The 15,328-nt window shown below is 69.5% G+C and carries 17 protein-coding genes; 7 read left to right on the top strand and 10 right to left on the bottom strand.

Going from position 1 to position 15,328, the window contains the following annotated elements; translation table 11 throughout:
- Positions 1-4: 4 nt before the first annotated feature.
- Complete coding sequence (gene fbaA, locus M2271_RS39040; RefSeq protein WP_280892207.1) at positions 5-1,036, bottom strand: class II fructose-bisphosphate aldolase; 1,032 nt, start codon at positions 1,034-1,036, stop codon at positions 5-7.
- Between the two features lie 135 nt (positions 1,037-1,171).
- On the opposite strand from fbaA, the gene M2271_RS39035 reads away from it, so the two are divergent.
- A complete protein-coding gene (locus M2271_RS39035; protein ID WP_280892206.1) occupies positions 1,172-1,297 on the top strand; it encodes a hypothetical protein in 126 nt (41 codons plus the stop codon).
- 21 nt (positions 1,298-1,318) lie between these two features.
- Here M2271_RS39035 and pyrE read toward each other — a convergent pair whose 3' ends face one another.
- From pyrE to M2271_RS39005, 6 genes are all read right to left on the bottom strand, one after another.
- On the bottom strand, positions 1,319-1,867 hold the full coding sequence (pyrE, locus tag M2271_RS39030) for an orotate phosphoribosyltransferase (protein ID WP_280892205.1): 549 nt from the start codon (positions 1,865-1,867) through the stop codon (positions 1,319-1,321).
- Between the two features lie 48 nt (positions 1,868-1,915).
- Entirely contained in the window at positions 1,916-2,713 is a 798-nt protein-coding gene (locus tag M2271_RS39025) for an aldose 1-epimerase (protein ID WP_280892204.1), read from the bottom strand.
- A gap of 81 nt (positions 2,714-2,794) precedes the next feature.
- Positions 2,795-3,757 (bottom strand): SRPBCC domain-containing protein, encoded by a 963-nt coding sequence (locus M2271_RS39020; protein ID WP_280892203.1) that lies wholly within the window; start codon positions 3,755-3,757, stop codon positions 2,795-2,797.
- Between the two features lie 105 nt (positions 3,758-3,862).
- A complete protein-coding gene (locus M2271_RS39015) occupies positions 3,863-5,503 on the bottom strand; it encodes a polyamine aminopropyltransferase (RefSeq protein WP_280892202.1) in 1,641 nt (546 codons plus the stop codon).
- A gap of 105 nt (positions 5,504-5,608) precedes the next feature.
- A complete protein-coding gene (locus M2271_RS39010; RefSeq protein WP_280892201.1) occupies positions 5,609-6,157 on the bottom strand; it encodes a DUF2617 family protein in 549 nt (182 codons plus the stop codon).
- Positions 6,158-7,159: 1,002 nt separating this feature from the next.
- On the bottom strand, positions 7,160-8,290 hold the full coding sequence (locus tag M2271_RS39005; RefSeq protein WP_280892237.1) for a transposase: 1,131 nt from the start codon (positions 8,288-8,290) through the stop codon (positions 7,160-7,162).
- Between the two features lie 80 nt (positions 8,291-8,370).
- Here M2271_RS39005 and tnpA point away from each other — a divergent pair, with 80 nt between their 5' ends.
- From tnpA to M2271_RS38980, 5 genes are all read left to right on the top strand, one after another.
- Positions 8,371-8,709: an IS200/IS605 family transposase gene (gene tnpA / locus M2271_RS39000; RefSeq protein ID WP_280892236.1), complete on the top strand. Its 339-nt coding sequence runs from the start codon at positions 8,371-8,373 to the stop codon at positions 8,707-8,709.
- A 372-nt stretch (positions 8,710-9,081) separates the two neighbouring features.
- Positions 9,082-9,540, top strand: coding sequence for a hypothetical protein (locus M2271_RS38995; protein WP_280892200.1), 459 nt, complete (start codon positions 9,082-9,084; stop codon positions 9,538-9,540).
- A 140-nt stretch (positions 9,541-9,680) separates the two neighbouring features.
- Entirely contained in the window at positions 9,681-10,871 is a 1,191-nt protein-coding gene (locus M2271_RS38990; protein ID WP_280892199.1) for a pyridoxal phosphate-dependent aminotransferase, read from the top strand.
- A gap of 427 nt (positions 10,872-11,298) precedes the next feature.
- Positions 11,299-11,559, top strand: a complete 261-nt coding sequence (locus tag M2271_RS38985; protein ID WP_280892198.1) for a hypothetical protein — start codon at positions 11,299-11,301, stop codon at positions 11,557-11,559.
- Positions 11,556-11,948 carry a hypothetical protein gene (locus M2271_RS38980; protein WP_280892197.1) on the top strand — a complete coding sequence of 131 codons (393 nt, stop codon included), beginning with the start codon at positions 11,556-11,558 and terminating at the stop codon, positions 11,946-11,948. The genes M2271_RS38985 and M2271_RS38980 overlap by 4 nt, the downstream gene beginning before the upstream one ends.
- Positions 11,949-11,996: 48 nt before the next feature.
- Here M2271_RS38980 and M2271_RS38975 read toward each other — a convergent pair whose 3' ends face one another.
- Positions 11,997-12,401 carry a type II toxin-antitoxin system PemK/MazF family toxin gene (locus tag M2271_RS38975; protein WP_280892196.1) on the bottom strand — a complete coding sequence of 135 codons (405 nt, stop codon included), beginning with the start codon at positions 12,399-12,401 and terminating at the stop codon, positions 11,997-11,999.
- A 490-nt stretch (positions 12,402-12,891) separates the two neighbouring features.
- A complete protein-coding gene (locus M2271_RS38970; protein WP_280892195.1) occupies positions 12,892-13,620 on the bottom strand; it encodes an SDR family oxidoreductase in 729 nt (242 codons plus the stop codon).
- Between the two features lie 76 nt (positions 13,621-13,696).
- Between M2271_RS38970 and M2271_RS38965 the strand changes: the two genes are divergently transcribed.
- A complete protein-coding gene (locus M2271_RS38965) occupies positions 13,697-14,074 on the top strand; it encodes a MerR family transcriptional regulator (RefSeq protein ID WP_280892194.1) in 378 nt (125 codons plus the stop codon).
- 48 nt (positions 14,075-14,122) lie between these two features.
- Here the strand turns inward: M2271_RS38965 and M2271_RS38960 are convergent, their stop codons facing one another.
- The gene (locus M2271_RS38960; protein ID WP_280892193.1) at positions 14,123-15,091 is read right to left on the bottom strand and encodes a hypothetical protein; all 969 of its coding nucleotides are present in this window, start codon (positions 15,089-15,091) and stop codon (positions 14,123-14,125) included.
- Positions 15,092-15,328: the final 237 nt, after the last annotated feature.

The following is a 15,328-nucleotide window of genomic DNA, read 5'->3' as shown; positions in this document are numbered from 1 at the left end:
GGGGCTACTTGATCTTCGTGCCCGCCGAGCGCAGGTGCTTCGTCGCCTCGACGACGCGCGCGGCCATGCCCGCCTCGGCCAGCTTGCCCCAGGTGCGCGGGTCGTAGGTCTTCTTGGAGCCGACCTCGCCGTCGACCTTCAGGACGCCGTCGTAGTTGCGGAACATGTGGTCGGCGACCGGCCGCGTGAAGGCGTACTGGGTGTCGGTGTCGATGTTCATCTTGACCACGCCGTTCTCCAGCGCGGTGGCGATCTCCTCCTCCGAGGAGCCGGAGCCGCCGTGGAAGACGAAGTCGAACGGCTGGGAGCCGGCCGGCTTGCCGTACTTCGCGGCCACGCCGTCGTTCAGCTGCTTCAGCAGCTCGGGACGGAGCACGACGTTGCCCGGCTTGTACACGCCGTGGACGTTGCCGAAGGAGGCGGCCAGCAGGTAGCGGCCCTTGTCGCCCAGGCCCAGCGCCTCGGCCGTACGCACCGCGTCGTCGACGGTCGTGTACAGGGAGTCGTTGATCTCGTGCGAGACGCCGTCCTCCTCGCCGCCGGTCGGGGTGATCTCCACCTCAAGGATGATCTTGGCGGCGCGGGCCTTCTTGAGCAGCTCCTGCGCGATGTCCAGGTTGTCGGCCAGGGTCTCCGCGGAGCCGTCCCACATGTGGGACTGGAACAGCGGGCCGAGACCGGACTGGACACGCTTCTCGGAGATCGCGATCAGCGGACGGACGTACGTGTCCAGCTTGTCCTTCGGGCAGTGGTCCGTGTGCAGCGCGACCGTGACCGGGTACTTCTCGGCGACGATGTGCGCGAACTCGGCGAGCGCGACCGAGCCCGTCACCATGTCCTTGCTGTACTGACCGCCCAGGAACTCCGCACCACCCGTGGAGATCTGGATGATGCCGTCGCTCTCGGCCTCCGCGAAGCCGCGCAGCGCAGCGTGCAGGGTCTGGGTCGAGGTCACGTTGATGGCCGGGTAGGCGAACCTGCCTGCCTTCGCCCGGTCGAGCATCTCGTTGTAGACCTCGGGGGTTGCGATGGGCATCTGTCCGCTCCTTGGTATGTGCGGGTTGGCGTACTGCGTGCTGACGGCCCTGACCTAGACCTTGGGATGCGACGTCATCGTCGTCCCCATCTTCCCAGACATGACCGGCTGGGCGATGCCCCAGGTCAAGTCGTTATGTCAGCCGTCGCGACACTGGCCGTGTCGGTCGTCGCGTCAGTCGTCGCGTCGGTCGTGGTGACACTCGTCATGCGTGTCGTCGCGTCGGTCGTCGTGACACTCGTCGCGTCACTCGTCATGTAATGCGCCGCGTCGCTCGTCGCGTCAGTCCAGGCCCAGTTCGTCCTTGGAGTACGCGAAGAGGTACGGCACCCCCGCGCCCTGCTCGATCTTCTCGGCGGCGCCGGTCGCCCGGTCCACGATGGTCGCGACGGCGACGACCTCGGCACCGGCCACACGCACGGCCTCGACGGCCGCGAGCGGGGAACCGCCGGTGGTGGAGGTGTCCTCGACGACCAGGACCCGGCGGCCCGCGATCTCCGGCCCCTCGACCTGCCGCTGCAGCCCGTGCGCCTTGGCGGCCTTCCGTACGACGAAGGCGTCCAGCTTCCTCCCGCGGGCGGCCGCCGCGTGCAGCATCGACGCGGCCACCGGGTCGGCACCCATGGTCAGCCCGCCGACCGCGTCGAAGTCGAGGTCGGCGGTCAGGTCCAGGAGCACCTGGCCCACCAGCGGGGCGGCCTCGCCGTCGAGGGTGATGCGCCGAAGATCGATGTAGTAGTCGGCCTCGAGACCCGACGACAGGGTCACCTTGCCGTGCACGACGGCCTTGTCCTTGATCTGGTGCAGCAGCGCGCCGCGAACGTCTGTCATGCCTGTCAGCTTAGACAGCGCCGCAGCGCCGCAGCGCCGCAGCGCCGCTCAGCCGGCGTCGAGGCTCCGCCAGGTCCAGGTGGTCGTGGCCTCCAGCGGCTCCAGCGGGGTGACCAGCCGCGGAAGGGTGTTCAGTCCGTTGGGCGGCCCGGTCTGCGGCTCCACGCACACGGCCGCCTCCTGCTCGTCGTACACGACGACCCACTTCTCCCGGCTCGCCACCGTCAGCTCCAACTGGCCCGGCCAGGTGAGGGTGACATCGACCCCGCCAGGCATGCCGAAACAGTCGTCCCAGGGTCCCGGTTTCGGGTCGAGGCGGTTGCCGGTCGGCAGGTGGTCGTCGCCGCGCTCCTCCTGCCAGGCGGGCTCGAAGTCGAGCTGGACGTCCTCCTGTCCCAGGTTCCGGTTGAACCAGGGGTGCCAGCCGATCTGCGCCGGGAAGGAGGAGTCGTACGTCTCCACGGACATGGTCAGCGTCAGGGTGTCCCCGGTGAGGCCCACGACCTGCGTGATCCGACCCGGGTAGGGCCACGGTTCGACGAGGTCGTACGTGATGACCGCCTCGTTCCCGGTGACGCGGGCCGTGCGCCAGGCGCCGTCGCGGGCGGTGCCGTGGATGGCGTGCGGCGGGGAGTTGAGTGGCATCTGGTGGACGGCCGCCCCGTCCCGGAACCGGCCGTCCCTGGTCCGTCCGCACCAGGGAACCATCGGGAAGCAGCCGAAGCGTTCCCCTTGGCGGAGCAGCTCGACCCCGCTCACGCGAAGTCCTCCGATCCGGCCGCCGTTGCCCGGCTGCACGGTCACCTCCGCGTCACCCGCGGTCAGCGTGATCTCTTTGTCGCTCACGGGACGACCCTACTGGGGTGATCAAGAGGGCGCGGTGTCAGCAGCCCCGTGGCCCGGGTGGGGCGGCGCGGGCCGTCGCCTTCACCCGCGTCTGCGCAGCGCCCTCGTCACCACGATCGCGGACGCCAGCGCGACCGCGGCCGCCGGTGCCGCCCACCGCAGGACCGGGTTGGGCGCGATCGTCTGCGGCGCGGGAACAGGGGCGTAGCGGCCGCGCGGCGGGGCGTGGTCGACCTCCTCCGCGCTGCGCCCGATCATCGTCCGCCGCGCGTGCGCCGCCTCGGCGGGCGGTTCCCCGGCCTCGGGGAAACCCTCGGAGAGGGGCGACGGGACCGACGGCGGGACCTCGGACTCGGCCTCGGACTCGGCCTCGGCCTCGAAGACGGTGGGCGGTTCGCCGGGCGGCGGCTGCTCGGGGGCCTTCGGCTCCTTGGAGGCGGGCTGCTCGGGGGCCTTCGGTTCCTCGGAGGCGGGCTGCTCGGGGGCCTTCGGCTCCTTGGGAGCCTGCTCCCCGGCGGTCTGCTCCTTGGGTGCCTCCCGGGCCTCGGGCGTCCCCCGCGTGGTCTCCCCCTCCGCCTCGCCCTCCAGGTACCCCAGGATCCCCGGGGTCGCCAGCTTCCCCAGGTTCTCGGCGAATCGGCTCAGCAGTCGGTTCGCGGCCGAGGCCACCGCGTCGGGCGGCAGTTCCGTGACGCGGCCGTCCGCGGAGGCCGTGCCCTCGAACCTCACCGTGGCGCCGCCGTCCGCCTGCCGCACGGAGAGAATGAGCGCCAGTTCGACCGCGCCGGTGCCGCGGGTCTCGGTCGCGTCACCCTCGACGGCGTACGAACCGTCGTCCTGCCCGGTGATCCGAACGGCACCCCGGTAGGTGACGGAGTGGCTGCCGACGCGCACTTTCAGGCGCCCCGCGACGGGCTGTCCCGCGACGGGCTCGGCGCCGGCGTCCTGCTGGAGCCCCGGAACCGCCCGGGCGACCCGGGCAGGGTCGGCCAGCGCGTCCCTGAGCCGCTCGGCCGGAACCGGAACGAACACCTCATGCTCCATGTCAGCGGACTTTACCCAGTGGGTGCCGTCCTGCACCTCCCTTGACCGAAAGTGACCGCGCGTGGCCCTCCGACACCGTCCGACGCCCTCCGACGCCCTCCGACGTCAGTACCGCGGATGCACCAGCGTCGACACCGGCAGCCCCCCGATCCGCGTGACGGCCGCCGCCCGGGCGTCGGCGGTGAGGTTCGCCTGGGTCAGGGTGAGCGGGCGGGGACCCCGCGGGTCGAGGCACAGCGGCGGGCGGGTGGCGGGGGACGCGAGGACGAAGCCCCAGTCGTGCGGGGCGCGTTCCGGGCCTCCGGCCGTGCGGTCGGGACCCGCGGAGAAGCCGGAGTCGCGGCCGCCGACGCGGTACGGGGCGGTATGCAGGCCGGCCGCGCGGATCGTCGTCTCCACCGTCCAGAACGCGCGCGGGCGGGAGGAGACCGGCCCGGCGTGCACCACCAGCCGCCCGTCGTCGGCCAGCACCCGGCGGGCGAGACCGTAGAACTCCTGCGCGTACAGCTTGGTGCTCGCCGTGATGCCCGGGTCGGGCAGGTCCGCGATCACCACGTCGTACGCCGCCGACGGCGCCCCGCGCAGCCAGCCGAAGGCGTCCGCGATCGTCACGTGCACGCGCGCGTCGCCGTACACATGGCCGTTGGTCTGTGACAGTGCCGGGTCCTGGCGGGCCAGCCGGATGACCGTTTCGTCGAGTTCGACGACGTCGACGCGGCGTACGCCCGGATACCGCAGCACCTCGCGGGCGGCCAGTCCGTCGCCGCCGCCGAGGACGAGCACACGCGCGTGGGGGCCGTTCATCGCGGGGTGGACCAGGGCCTCGTGGTAGCGGTGCTCGTCGCGTCCGCTGACCCGGAGCCGGCCGTCGAGGAAGAGGGCGAGCGGGCGGCCGTCGGTGCCGCCGGTGAGGACGACCTCCTGGACGTCCGTCTGCACCGCCACCCGTACGTCCTTGCCGTACACCGCCTGCCGCGCGGCCCGTTCGAAGTCGTCGACGAGGACGGCGGCCGTGGCGAGGGCGGCCAGGACGGCCAGGTTGACCAGCAGCAGCAGCCAGCGCGCCTGTCGGGTCAGGTCGCGGCGGAACAGGCCGAGGACGAGTACGGCGCCGGCGACCGCGTTGACCGTGCCGGTGAGCAGCGCGCCGGTCAACTGGCCGAGGAGGGGCAGCAGCAGGAAGGGGAAGGCGAGGCCGCCGACGAGCGCGCCCACGTAGTCCGCCGCGAACAGGTCGGCGACCGCGCCGCCCGCGTCCTGACGCCGGATGCGCTGGATCAGCTCCATCAGCAGCGGGACCTCGGCGCCGATCAGCAGACCGATCGCGAGCGAGAAGGCGACCAGGAGACAGCGGGGGCCGCTCTCCCACAGGCCGCCCCAGGCGCCGGTCCAGGCGAACACCGCGTACAGGGCGAGCGCGCTGCAGCCCCCGACGAGAGCGAGCGCCGCCTCGACCGCTCCGAAGGCCGCCGCGGCCCGCCAGCGCAGCCGTTTCGCGAGGAGGGAGCCGATGCCCATCGCGAAGACCATGACGGACAGGACCACGGAGGCCTGGGTGACCGAGTCGCCGATCAAGTACGAGGCAAGGGCGACCAGTTCGAGTTCGTACACCAGTCCGCAGGCCGCGCACACGAAGACACCGGCGAGCACGAAGAACCGGCCCGTGCCGGGGCGGACGGGCAGCCGCGCCGGGCCCGCCCAGGGCGGCGCGGTGCCGGGCGGAGCGGGCGCGTGCGGTTCAATCACATGGCGACGTTACGTTACTGCCACAGCACGCTTCGTCACCCACACGTGTGGAAACTCCGGGCCAGTCGGGCGCCCCGGCGTTCGGGCGCCCCGGCATTCGGGCGGTCACGCACCGGAGCGGCTGAGCCCACGCTGACCGGCGCCGACGGACACCCGGGACCCCACCTTCGTCCGCGTCGCCACCAACTGCCCGTCCTGCGGGTAGGCGTGCCAGGTCCGCCACTGCACCTGCCCCTCGTGACGCTGGGCCAGCATCGCGGTGAAGGCGTACGGGCTGCCGGGGAAGACGCCCGCGAGGCCGTGGGGGTGGTCGGCGACCAGGGCGAGCAACTCCTGGGCGCGGCCCGCGAACTGACCCGGGGAGAGGGCCTCGACGTGGGCGGCGAACTCGTACTCCCAGTCGCCGACGCGCCTGGCCACGCCCAGCGGGAGAGGGGGGCTGCTGCCCGCGATGCACGCCACCGTCTCCGAGCAACTGCCCTGCTCCTCCTCCAGCAGCACCTGGTGGGACGCGCCGAGGAGTCGCAACTGGAGCTTGGCTCCGGTCAGTTCGAGGTCGAGCGCGGCCAGCGCGGGAAGCGGCTCGCGCCCCAGGGCCCAGGCGAGGTCGGCCGCGCGCGTGTCGGTGTAGGAGGTGTTGAGGGTCGTGAGCATGGGTCGGCTCCGCAAGCACGCAAAGAAAAGGGGGAGGAGTAGGAGAGGGGAGGAGAAGGAGAGGAGAGGAGAGGTGTGGGTCCGGCGCACCCGGGTCGGCACCAGGGAATACGGCCCGGTCGGCCCGGTCGGCCCAGTCGGAGTGTCAGAAAAGTTTGTGCGGGACGTCCGAGGGGCTGTGTGGGTGATTGAGAGGAAATCATGAACTGTGACAGTTCCACAGCCTTTTTACCCAACTTAGTGCGGTTTCCATCCCTCAGAGGGCTGCACAGCTCAACTGTTCAACCCTGGCGTACGCCAGGGCGGCCGGGGCGTACGCCATGGCGCCCCGGCGTACGCCGGAGCAGCGCTACGCCCGCCGGGAGCGGTACCCGGCGGGCGTATGAAATGACTGATCCGGAGCGCCATGAGTGACGACGAGCCGGCGGAAGCGGGCCGCCCCTCCCGGAAGCTCAGCTGCCCCGTGTCAGCTGCCTCCCGGGAGCGGCGGCTCGGCTCAGCTGCCGCCGCCCCCGCATCCGCCCCCGCCACCACAGGACGAGCCGCCACCACAGGACGAGCCGCCGCCGCACGAGTGACCGCCGTGGTGTCCGCCTGACGACCCCCCGTCGGACGAACCGCCGGCGCCGGCGGACGCCCCGCCCCCAGCCCACCAGCTGTCCCTGGAGCGGCTCCGCCCGCCCCGCGCGCCATGCCCGCCATCTGCGCCCCCGCGCGCCGCGCGGCGCCGGCGGCGGCGGCCGGGCAAGGCGAGGATCAGTACGAAGCAGGCAATTACCAGGATGATGCCGAAGGCCATGGCGTCACCCTCCTTCCGATTCCCCCGAAGCGGCCCCCCGTGGGCGCCTCACTGGGTGCGTGCGAGGGTGATGCCCCTCCCTCTCGGCAGCCAAAGCAGAGTTGAGGAAGTCCTGAGGGTGTCAACTTGACCCGGCCGTGAAGGACCGGGCTTGGAGGTAGTGCCCAGCTGGCTGCTGGGTTGGCTCCTCCGTCCAGACACCCCTATGGGGTGGCAGGGACGCGTGACTCACGCCCCGCGTTCCACACGCTCTCGCCACGGGTGGCGATGTTGTGGGAAGCGTTCCGGTCGGCGTGGGCAACGACCCCGCACCCCCGGCAGATGAAAAGCCCCTGGTCGACACGGTTTCGCTTGTCGACGTGGCCGCACTCGGCGCACGTCTGCGACGTGTACGCGGGATCAACGAAGACCAGGGGCACCCCGGCCCGCTTGGCCTTGTAGACGATGAAGTCTCCGAGCTGGGCAAAGGCCCAGCAGTGGAGTGCGACCCGTTGGGGCTTGCGGAGCCGTACCCGGTTGCGGATGCCCTTGAGCTCTTCGAGGGACAGGCCGCGCCCGGTGCGTTCAGCCTCGGTCACGATCGTCTTGGAGATGATGTGGTTGGTGTTCGCGGCGTGCCGCGCTTCCTTTCGGGCACGGGCCTTGAGCCGCCGCTTGGCGCTCTTGGTGCGCTTCTTCTGGAGCTTGGCCCGCAGGGCAAGCTGTCGCTTGCGGTACCGGTTGAGCCCCCGCCCGGCGGCGAGGTAACCGCTGGAGGCGGTGGCGATGTTCTCGATCCCGAGGTCCACACCGATGAAGCCGTCCGGCTCGTACTGCTCGGCCTCGGGCACCTCGCAGGTGGCGACGAGGTAGAACACGCCGTCACGCTCGATCAGGTCGGATTCGCCCTGCCGGTGCGCCTGGAGCATCTTGAGCGCGTCCGGGGAGCACGCGAATGAGACGTTCTTGACCCGGCCGTCCACGGTCCAGATGGACACGGTCCGCTGGTCGTACTGCCAGCTCAAACACCGGTCGTCATACGGCTGCGCGGCCTGGGGCCGGAACGTGACCGGCTTGGACTCGGCCTTGCGGCGACGCCTGGAGCCTTCCTTGCCGAGATTCCCGGCCCGGATGTTGGCCTTGAGCGTGGTGTACGAGTCGCGCACCTTCTTGATGACGTGTTGCGCGGCCTGAGCTCCCAGCCCACGGGCTTTGAGTTCGGCGTAGGTGTGCTTGCGCAGCTCGTACTCACGCGGCACGCCGCGTTCGAACGCCACCTTCGACACCCGGTTCGCGGCGTCATTGACCGTGCGCAGGGTGCGCTCGAGCACGGATGCCTGCACGGCATCCGGCATGAGTTTGACCTGCGTCACAATCTTCACGGGAGTGATCGTAACATTACTCCACGTCACCACGCTGGGAGCCAAACCCCGATATCCGCAGGGGCCGTAGCGTCGTTCACACCCTTCGGCGCTGCGAAGAGGTCATGCGCGACGTGTGCACCGACTTCGGCGCGGAACTAAGGGAGTTCAACGGCGAACGCGATCACGTCCACCTGCTTGTGCACTACCCGCCCAAGGTCGCCATCTCCCGACTCGTAGGCTCCCTCAAGGGCGTCTCCGCCCGGCGCCTGCGCCCGGAGTTCCCCAGCCACATCCGCAAATACCTGTCGGGCGAGCACTTCTGGTCGCCCTCCTACTTCGCCGCCTCGTGCGGCGGCGCCCCGCTCCCCGTCATCAAGGAGTACATCGAAAACCAGAAACTACCCGCCTGAGCCGGCTCAGGCCAACAGCGCAGACCCGTGCACCCGCGCCGGTCAGAGCAGCGTCAAGAAGCGCTTCCTCCCGGGCGTGAACGCCCGGGGCTCCGCGCTAAATCATGCTGAAAACAGGGGTGTCCCCTGACCTGCGCACCGAGGCGGACCCGGGGCCACGTATCGCGGCTCGGCCTTGCGGCGCCGCACCGTCCACGCGGCGCTGCACGGGGCCCAGCGCAGCCGTCAGGGCCCTCACAGCCCTCACCCGTTCGGAGTAATCGACAAGCCTTCAGATGGCGTGCTCCTGCGGCCCGGCCAAGGCTGGGTGACGGGGGAAAGATCGTGCCGGGCGCATTCGCCCGGCATGGCGTCGGAAAGGACGGAGAAATCATGTCTGTTCGCGCCATGACCTCAGCGCGGCTCACGGACGGCCGCCCGCAACTCTTCGCAGGAAGCAGCCGGGGCCTCTTCAGCAACTGGAAGGTGGACACCAACCCTGATGCCGGCTGGATCGGTTGGCAGCCGTTCGACTTCCACCACGGCACAGTGGCGTCACTGGCGGCGGCCCCGCTCACGGACGGTCGGCCGCAGGTTTTCGCTGTGACCGACACCGGTGAACTGTGGACCACCTGGAAGGTGGCCACCGACCCCAACACAGCGTGGGCCGACTGGACGAAGTTCAACGGTCTGCCGGGTTCGGCACGCAGCGTAGGCGCGGCAACCCTCACGGACGGTCGGCCGCAGATCGTGGTCGGCACCGACAGCGGATCGGTGTCCAGTTGGAAGGTGAGCATGAACCCCGACGACGCGTGGAGTGACTGGGCCGCCTTCGACGGGCCGCCCGCCTGATCCCGACCAGCACACGGAAACGTGTTCCGGAGGGAGCACCGACTCCCGGGGGAAACTCCGGGAGTCGGTGCTCCCTTGCTCAGAGGAATCCCCAGAGGACTCCTCGGAGGAGTTGAGGAAGTCCAGGGCTTGGGCGCAGGATGCCCGGTATGACCTCCAGCGCACGCCCCCTCCTCAACCGCCGGCTCGCCGAGTTCGGGACGACGGTCTTCGCCGAGATGTCCGCCCTGGCCCTGCGGACCGGGTCGATCAACCTGGGCCAGGGCTTCCCCGACACCGACGGCCCCGAGGAGGTCCGGGAGGCCGCCGTACGGGCGCTGCGGGACGGCCGCGGCAACCAGTACCCGCCGGGCCCGGGCGTCCCGGAACTGCGGACGGCGATCGCCGCGCACCAGGAGCGGCGGTACGGCCTGTCGTACGACCCGGACACCGAGGTACTGGTCACCGCGGGCGCCACGGAGGCGATCGCCGCCGCGCTGCTCGCCCTGGTCGAGCCCGGCGACGAGGTCGTCGCCCTGGAGCCGTACTACGACTCGTACGCGGCCTGCATCGCCATGGCGGGCGGCACCCGCGTCCCGGTCACGCTCCGCCCGCACGAGGGCCGCTTCCGCCTCGACCTCGACGAACTGCGCGCCGCCGTCACCGACCGCACCCGCCTGCTGCTGATCAACACCCCGCACAACCCCACCGGCACGGTCCTCACCCGCGAGGAGCTGACCGCGATCGCCGAACTGGCCGTCGAGCGCGAGCTGTTGGTGGTCACGGACGAGGTGTACGAGCACCTGGTCTTCGACGAGGCCGAGCACGTGCCGCTGGCGACCTTCCCGGGGATGCGCGAGCGGACGGTCTCGATCGGGTCGGCCGGCAAGACGTTCTCGTTCACCGGTTGGAAGGTCGGCTGGGTGACGGCGGCCGGCCCGCTCGTCCTGGCCGTCCGGACGGCCAAGCAGTACCTGACCTACGTCAGCGCGGGCCCCTTCCAGTACGCGATCGCCGAAGCTCTGCGCCTGCCGGACGCGTACTTCGACACCGTCCGCGCCGACCTCCACCGCAAGCGCGACCTGCTGGGCGACGGCCTCCGCGCAGCCGGCTTCGAGGTCTACCAGCCCCAGGGCACGTACTTCATCACCACCGACATCACCCCCTTCGGCGAGAAGGACGCCTACGCCTTCTGCCGCGCCCTCCCCGAACGCTGCGGCGTCGTCGCCATCCCCAACTCCGTCTTCTACGACGACCCCGAGGCCGGCCACAGCCAGGTCCGCTTCACCTTCTGCAAGAGGGACGACGTCCTCACCGAGGCCACCAACCGCCTGCGCGGCCTGGCGTCCTGAACGCGGGCGCCCCTCCATTCGAATGAGGTTCGGGTCGAATGAGGCTCGGGGTGAATGAGGTTCGGTCAGGCACGGGGGAATGGTGGCTGGCACGCGCGGATACGAAACGACCGCAGCGGCACGGCATTGGCTCGGCCAAGGCTGTGGCCGTCGTCCAGGTGTCTCGGTGAGCAGCGATTTCTATGCTGTGACCTGCGGCCACCGACTCCTCGTTCGTCTTCACGGCCACCGATGATCATCGGTGGCCGCGCCGCCCGCGCCCGCGCCCGCGCCCGCGCCCGCGCCCGCCAGCAAGATCACGATCCACTGCTGGAGTATTAAATGACCAATCGGAAGTGACTGCGACCGCTCAACTGGGCAGGTATACTTCCTAGTTGACACTCGCGCGAACGCGGGAACCGCGCCGAATCAGGGGGGAGGTCGGTCGATGGGAGCCAATATTGCCGCCATGTTGGCCGCCGTAATTACTACGTTCATTCCGGTCGGTTGGCGCGCATTTAGACAACTGGCGCAATTACGCCGGTTGAACTCTGTGCAGGTCGATATCACTGGCCACAAAGTCACTTTCGAGGTGAAGGGTCGCGATGCTCATTTGGTGGACCTCGATCTGGCCGACGCAGGCGAAGCGGCCCGGTTTGACCGATTCCTCAATGAGTACGACAGTAGGTCCGCGGGACGTGACGCGTGACAATTCCCCCGCAACGGAACGGTATTACTCAGACTGGACCTGCCGTTCCAACGCCGTTCAACGCTGACGCCCTCAAGGCGTCGCTCGCCGGGGCTGGCGCCGGCGTCGGTCTAGCTGCTTTTGTTGGCGAAAGCTACCAAGACAAGGTAGCGGGCAAAGTATTTCTGTACTTGGCTCCACTGATTGCAGTCCTGCTCTCGGCGTTCTTTGAGTGGATTCTGGTGAATCTGGAACTCGTGAGTCGGCGCAAGAAGGCGAAAATCCGCTACGCCTCCGTGCAGGCAATGCTCAATGTGCAAAACCTGGATCCTGCCCGGAAGGCCGAATTGGATCAGGAGCAAATCGAAATCGAGAATGAGGCCCTTCGCTGGGGCTTTTCGCTCACCTAATACTCCAGCCGTAGATCGTGATCTCGATGGTGAGTGGCATCTCTCCGCCTACCCGAGTTCACCGAGACGGAGAGCGTCCCTTATCTCGCTGAGCTTCGCGGTTGTCGCCGGGGTCCGTTCCTTCGCCTGTTCGCCGAGACGGAGGGCGTCCTCAATCTCGCTGAGCTTCGCGGAGGACAGGACGCCCGCCCGCTCGATCAGGTCGTCCTGGGACACGGTGGTCAGCCACGTGCAGGGGGTAAAGCCCGGGCACGGGAACGCGAACCGCAGCACGCCTTCAAAGGGCAGTCCTTCCATGGCACCTACTTGCACTTCGACGCCCAGACCGCTGATGTCGACGCCCGCAGGAGTGACGACCTGCATCGCCCGGATCCTGGACGTGTCGTCTGCCGCCAGCAGTACGACCAGCCGCCGCTCGTCGAACTCCACCCACCAGACTTCGCCACGTTGCACATGTCCTCCTGACTCAGGACGGCAGGCGGAACTGCGCGACCCTGACGCGTTGTGGAGACGGGTGCGGCCACCGTTGATCATCGTGAGTTGTGTGGACTGACGAAGAGACGGTGGCCGCAGGTCACAGCATAGAATCCACCCGTTGGCGGGACGCGTTCGAGGGCCTGATGGGCCGGATCGCGGGGCGCTTCGCCCGGGTCGAACCCCGTAACCGCAGCACCGGCCCACCGGCTCGGTTGGTCGAACTGGCGACGCCGCCACCAGGCCCGATCCCAAGCCAGCCACTACCGACGACAAACCACTCAGGAATGAAGATCACGAACTACGGCTGGAGTACTGCCTCGCCGAGACCGGCCTGACCATCGGACCCGCCTGACCATCGGACCCGCCTGATCAGCGACACGACGCCACGAGTTCAACCTCAAGTAGAGGAGTTCGAGAGGCCGATGGAGAAGCAGCCGACCGAAGTCCGTGCGGCCCGAGGGGCCCCTCAGGCCGCCATCAGCGCCGCCAGGGCGCGGTCCATTGCGGCGTTGAACTCTTCCGGAGTCAGCGGCAGACGGGACTTGACGTCCCGACTCCACTGGTCGGCGAGGACCTCGGCGGAGCCCGCCTCGACACCGTCGAGCGCCGCGTCGGCCAGGTCCGACGGAGCGATCTTGTCCACGGGCCAGCCCGCGGTCATGTCGGTGTCGGCCAGGCCGAGGTGTACCGCTGTGACGAGCGTGCCCTGGTCGGCGAGCTCCAGGCGGACGCCGTTGGTCATGGCCCAGGCGGCGGCCTTGGTCAGGTGGTAGGCATTGGCGCCCTTGCCCCCGAACCACGACATGGCGGAGAGGACGTTGACGATCGCGCCCCCGCCGTTCCTGGCGAGCGCCGGCGCGAACTCCCGGATCATTCCCAGGTGGCCGAACATGTTGGTCTCCAGCTCGTGCCGCACCGCGTCCAGCGAACCGGTCACCAGGTCGGTCCCTGTACTGATTCCCGCGTTGTTGACGAGTAGCGAGACGTCCGGGGCGGCCTCGGCGGCGGCCCTCACGGATGCGGGATCGGTGATGTCGAGGGGCAGCACCTCGACTCCGGGCAGGTCCACGGTCTCCGGTCGGCGGGCCGTCGCGTAGACCTTGCGGGCGCCCCGTTCGAGCAGGCGCTGGGCGAAGGCGCGGCCCAGGCCGCGGTTGGCTCCGGTGACAAGGGCGACGGAGTTGTTGATGTCCATGGCCGGTACGCTAAAACCTGACGCTAGCGTCAGAGGCAAGTGCTGGTCGCCAAGCCTAGGGGTGAGAGGAATCACCATGACAGTCACCATGGCCGCAGCCGAGCGGTTGATCCGTATCGGCGAGGTGGCACGGGGTGCCGGCGTCTCAGTGCGCGCCGTGCGCTACTACGAGCAGCAAGGGCTGCTCATCGCGGAGCGCAGCCCGTCCGGCCAGCGCCTGTACCGGCAGGAAGCCATCTCCCTGGTCCGCTTCTTCCAGCAGATGTTCGCCGCCGGCCTGACCAGCCGGAGGATCACCGAACTCCTTCCGTGCTGGGACTCCGGGCACACCGACGCCGACCAACGAGCCATGCTGCGAGCCGAGCGCGAGCGCATCCAGGCCAAGATCGACGACCTGCAGGCCGCCCTGGACCACCTCGACGAGGTCATCGCGATCACGGACACGCACCCGTAGGCGCGGTCGGCCAGACGCCTCATCCGCAACAGTTGAAGACCCTTCGCCTCAGGCGGCAGCAGGCAGTTGCTCCTCGGATCGTCGGCAGTCGCGGCAGTGGCCGGGGGCGGGGGCGCGGAAGGCTCGTTCGCAGCCGTCGCAGGTTTGGAAGGGCTGCACGGTTGGTTGTTTTGTGTGCTGGGGGTCGGGGAGTGGGGGTGGGGCGGGGAGGGGTGTTTCGCGGAGGCGGAAGGCGAGGATGCCTGCGGGGCGGGTCAGGAAGTGGTCGGGGAGTCGCGCGGTGAGCAGTGCGGTGATCTGGGAGGGTGCGACTCCGGCGGTGAGCCATTGGGTGACGGACGGCGCCAGGCGTACGGCTTCCTGCTCGGAGAGGACGAGGCGTGGATCGACGCGGCGGAGCGTGGTGAGTACGGCGACTGCCTGGGGGTCGGCGTCGGAGAGTGACGCGGGTTTCTGCGGTTGTTCCTGGGCGGGGAGGGACACCGGCGTCGCTTCATTTGTGGCCGTCGGTGTGGGTGTGGGTGTGGGTGTGGGCGTGGGTGTGGGTGTGGCTTGTTCGGCTGTGGGTGGCTTCCGGGGGCGGGGCGGTTTGGGCGGTTCGGGCGGGCCGTCCTGCTCCGGGTCTGGGTCTGGGTCCCTTTCCGGGTCTGGGGCTGGGTCTGGGTTGCCGTCGGGGATGTCGTAGAAGAATGTTCGGGTGCGGATCTGTCCGGTGGGGCGGCGTTCGCGGCGGCGTTCGAGGTATCCGGCTTCTTCGAGTTCTGTGAGGGCGCGTGAAATGAGGATTTCGCCCTCGTCGAAGTGTTTGCACAGGGCGGCGATGGTGACGGGGGTGCCGTCGGGCAGGGAGAGGATGTAGACCGCGACGCCGGTGGTGACCGCGCTGCCGCGTCGCTGGGCGAGGGCGTTGGAGATCACGGTGAACTCGGCCGTGAGGCGGGTGCGTACGTGGATCACGCCGGAGGTCGGAGCTCCGGCGTCGGCGCGCAGGGGCGCGTTAGACTGCGAGTCAGCCATCGGGAAGGTCAGCTCTTCCTGGTTGGTCAGGCCCTCGTTCGGGATGCCAGTCCCGGCCGGGGGCCGTATTTGTTTGTGGTTGTCGCGGTGAACGTAACCGTCCGTATCCCGCCCCTGCAAGCCGGTCACTCGGACGGGTGACGCGGGCTTCCTGGCCGGGGCGGGTGGGTGGGTGGGTAGTTCTTTCCCCCGGTTCTTTGAGGAGGTCCGTGGCCCGCCGGACCCTCGCGGACAAGG

Source organism: Streptomyces sp. LBL, from assembly GCF_029893585.1.
In the GTDB taxonomy this organism is placed as follows: domain Bacteria; phylum Actinomycetota; class Actinomycetes; order Streptomycetales; family Streptomycetaceae; genus Streptomyces.
The sequence above is the reverse complement of the archived record's forward strand: the minus strand, read 5'-3'. Positions and strand labels throughout refer to the sequence as shown.

What these genes read in the sequence shown, in the direction of transcription:
- M2271_RS38965 (WP_280892194.1), top strand. Translation starts at nt 13,697, where the DNA reads ATGACAGTCACCATGGCCGCAGCCGAGCGGTTGATCCGTATCGGCGAG.
- M2271_RS39035 (WP_280892206.1), top strand. Translation starts at nt 1,172, where the DNA reads ATGTCAGCCGTCGCGACACTGGCCGTGTCGGTCGTCGCGTCAGTCGTC.
- M2271_RS38960 (WP_280892193.1), bottom strand. Translation starts at nt 15,091, where the DNA reads ATGGCTGACTCGCAGTCTAACGCGCCCCTGCGCGCCGACGCCGGAGCT.
- M2271_RS39020 (WP_280892203.1), bottom strand. Translation starts at nt 3,757, where the DNA reads ATGGAGCATGAGGTGTTCGTTCCGGTTCCGGCCGAGCGGCTCAGGGAC.
- M2271_RS38995 (WP_280892200.1), top strand. Translation starts at nt 9,082, where the DNA reads ATGTCTGTTCGCGCCATGACCTCAGCGCGGCTCACGGACGGCCGCCCG.
- fbaA (WP_280892207.1), bottom strand. Translation starts at nt 1,036, where the DNA reads ATGCCCATCGCAACCCCCGAGGTCTACAACGAGATGCTCGACCGGGCG.
- M2271_RS38990 (WP_280892199.1), top strand. Translation starts at nt 9,681, where the DNA reads ATGCCCGGTATGACCTCCAGCGCACGCCCCCTCCTCAACCGCCGGCTC.
- M2271_RS38970 (WP_280892195.1), bottom strand. Translation starts at nt 13,620, where the DNA reads ATGGACATCAACAACTCCGTCGCCCTTGTCACCGGAGCCAACCGCGGC.
- M2271_RS38985 (WP_280892198.1), top strand. Translation starts at nt 11,299, where the DNA reads ATGGGAGCCAATATTGCCGCCATGTTGGCCGCCGTAATTACTACGTTC.
- M2271_RS39005 (WP_280892237.1), bottom strand. Translation starts at nt 8,290, where the DNA reads ATGCCGGATGCCGTGCAGGCATCCGTGCTCGAGCGCACCCTGCGCACG.
- pyrE (WP_280892205.1), bottom strand. Translation starts at nt 1,867, where the DNA reads ATGACAGACGTTCGCGGCGCGCTGCTGCACCAGATCAAGGACAAGGCC.
- M2271_RS39010 (WP_280892201.1), bottom strand. Translation starts at nt 6,157, where the DNA reads ATGCTCACGACCCTCAACACCTCCTACACCGACACGCGCGCGGCCGAC.